Origin of the sequence: Sphingomonas sp., from assembly GCF_036388435.1 — a bacterium.
In the GTDB taxonomy this organism is placed as follows: Bacteria; Pseudomonadota; Alphaproteobacteria; order Sphingomonadales; family Sphingomonadaceae; genus Sphingomonas.
Map to the genome: position 1 here is coordinate 1 of NZ_DASVRV010000022.1, position 2,445 is coordinate 2,445.

At 69.7% G+C, this 2,445-nt stretch carries 3 protein-coding genes; 1 reads left to right on the top strand and 2 read right to left on the bottom strand.

The features are described from left to right. Positions 1 to 106: 106 nt before the first annotated feature. Positions 107 to 1,486 carry a hypothetical protein gene (locus VF592_RS05410; RefSeq protein WP_331004593.1) on the top strand — a complete coding sequence of 460 codons (1,380 nt, stop codon included), beginning with the start codon at positions 107 to 109 and terminating at the stop codon, positions 1,484 to 1,486. Between the two features lie 35 nt (positions 1,487 to 1,521). Here VF592_RS05410 and VF592_RS05415 read toward each other — a convergent pair whose 3' ends face one another. Then, on the bottom strand, positions 1,522 to 1,674 hold the full coding sequence (locus VF592_RS05415) for a hypothetical protein (RefSeq protein WP_331004594.1): 153 nt from the start codon (positions 1,672 to 1,674) through the stop codon (positions 1,522 to 1,524). A gap of 8 nt (positions 1,675 to 1,682) precedes the next feature. Continuing rightward, positions 1,683 to 2,445: 3-hydroxyacyl-CoA dehydrogenase NAD-binding domain-containing protein (locus tag VF592_RS05420; RefSeq protein WP_331004595.1), on the bottom strand; the 763-nt coding region annotated here is incomplete at its 5' end.

Genomic DNA, 2,445 nt, shown 5'->3' on the forward strand with positions numbered 1-2,445 from the left:
CCCCTTCCACCCCCGCCACACGCCCCCCCACAGGGGGGCTGTCCTACACCCCCCATTCCCGCATACCCCCACGGTCCCCTTCTGTTCCCTCACAAGGAGACCCATCATGTCCGACACCCTCGTCCTCGAAGAGGCGGGCCAGCAAATCCGCGACGTCATCATCCCCTCGACCAGGGTCGACGGCTGGAACGCGGCGAAGCAGCGCCGCTTCCTCGAAGCGGTCGCAGAGGGCGAGACCGTGACCGACGCCTGCGGCAAGGTTCGCCTGTCGCCGCAATCCGCTTATGCCTTCCGCCGGCGGCCAAAGGGCCGCGCCTTCGATCTCGGGTGGAAGGCCGCCGATCTCCTCGCCCGCGAACGCGTCGCCGCCAACCTCATGCTCCGCTCGCTTGAGGGGCAGGAGGTCGAATTCACGCGCGCCGACGGCAGCGTCAGCACCAGACACCATTACGACAATCGCCTCGCGGTGCAGATGCTCAACCGGCTCGATCGCTACGCCGATGCCTCCGAACGGACCGCGCCCGGCCATGCCGCGCGGATGATCGCGGCGGATTTCGACGCCTATCTCGACCTGGTCGGCGACGACGGCGGTCCGGCGCGCGCCGGGCTGTTCATGCTCGCGCGCAACACCGACGGCGAGGCCGCCGCGGCCGAGCTCGAACCCGTCCTGGCACTTGCCCGCGCCGATCGCATGATCCGCTGCGGCAGCGCCGCCGCCGATGTCGGCCTGGCCGATCTGGACGCCGCCCGCCGCGCCGACTGGACCGCGGAGCAATGGGCGCATGCCGAGGCCGCCGGGCTCGTCGTCCTCGCGCCCCCGCCCACGCCCACGCCCGAACGCGCCACCGAAGCACCCGCGTCCACGTGTCAACCAGTGTCAACGTCGCCCGTCCCGGTCGCCGACGACGAACCCGTCTGGCGGTGCGACCTGTCCGGCGAATGGCGCACCAGCTTTCCCCCGCCCGCGGATTTCATCGGCGAAGAGGACGGCGCATACGGCTGGCGCGACTATTCGCGCGAACTCGACCCCGACGAGCTGGCGCTGGTCGAGGGCGCGCAGATTGGCATCACCGGGGAACGCCGCATCGAACAGGCGCGCGCGCGCGACCGCTGGTTCGCTGCGCTCGCCGCCGCAGCGGACGGGAAGAAGGACGTGGCCGGCAATGGGGGCACGGACGAGGCCGATGACGGCACTCGCCACCAGGATGCAGACCGGGAGGATGAAGACCGGGGCGACGACGGCGACTGGGACGACGACGACGACTGGGACGACGACTGGGACGACGAAGAAGGCGACGCCCAAGACGCGGGCAACGAAGACGGGGGCAACGAAGACCACGACGACCTGTCCGAACACCGGCCGGACTGCGCCAGCGGCGCCGGCCACGCGGCTCCCATCGCGGCGGACGCGATCCGGGCCGAACCGGCAACGCCTCGCTCCGCCGAGTGGATGCCCCCGCCTTCGCCCGACGCAGAAGCTCTCTGACACCGCGCGAAAGGTCGGGTTTCAACCCAACCGCTTCAGGTCTCGTCGGTGCGCATCCGGACCTTGTTGGGCAGGTCCTTGCCCTTGGTCCGGCGCGACGGAAGCTGAACCGGATTCTTCTTCTTCCACGCCGCATAGGTCATCGGCCCGTCGGGCGTCTGCACGATCGTGTCGTCCAGGCTCATCATCTTGCCTCCTACCGCGTCGGCACGGGCGTCTCGCCCGTGTAATCGTAGAATCCCCGGCCCGCCTTCCTGCCGTACCAGCCCGCCTCGACGTATTTGACCAGCAGCGGCGCGGGCCGGAACTTGGGGTCGCCCGTCCCCTCGAACAACACGCGGGTGATCTCCAGGCATGTGTCGAGCCCGATGAAATCAGCGAGCTTCAACGGACCCATCGGATGATTCAGGCCCAGTTCGCACGCGGTGTCGATGTCGCGGATCGTCGCCACCCCTTCGCCCAGCGCGAAGCAGGCCTCGTTCAGCATTGGCATCAGCACCCGGTTGACGATGAAGCCCGGCGCGTCATTGGCATGGACCACCTGCTTGCCCAGCGCGGCGGCGAAATCCTCGATCGCTGCGACCGTCGCGTCCGACGTCGCCAGCCCGCGGATCACCTCGATCAATCCCATCACGGGCACGGGATTGAAGAAATGCACGCCGACGAAGCGCGCCGGGTCTGGCGAGGCCTGCGCCAGCCGGGTGATCGGGATCGACGAGGTGTTCGACGCCAGCACCGCCTGCGCGTCCAGCACCTTGCCGACGTCGGCGAAGATCGCCCGTTTGATCGCCTCGCGCTCGGTCGCCGCCTCGATCACCAGCGCCGCCTCGCCCATCGCCGCGGCACTCTCCACCGGCTCGATCCGCGCCAGCGTCGCCCGTGCGGCGTCGGGCGCCGCCTGTGCCAGCCGGGTGATCGGGATCGACGAGGTGTTCGACGCCAGCACCGCCTGCGCGTCC

Coding starts and splice junctions, on each gene's coding strand:
- VF592_RS05415 (WP_331004594.1), bottom strand. CDS start 1,674: ATGATGAGCCTGGACGACACGATCGTGCAGACGCCCGACGGGCCGATG.
- VF592_RS05410 (WP_331004593.1), top strand. CDS start 107: ATGTCCGACACCCTCGTCCTCGAAGAGGCGGGCCAGCAAATCCGCGAC.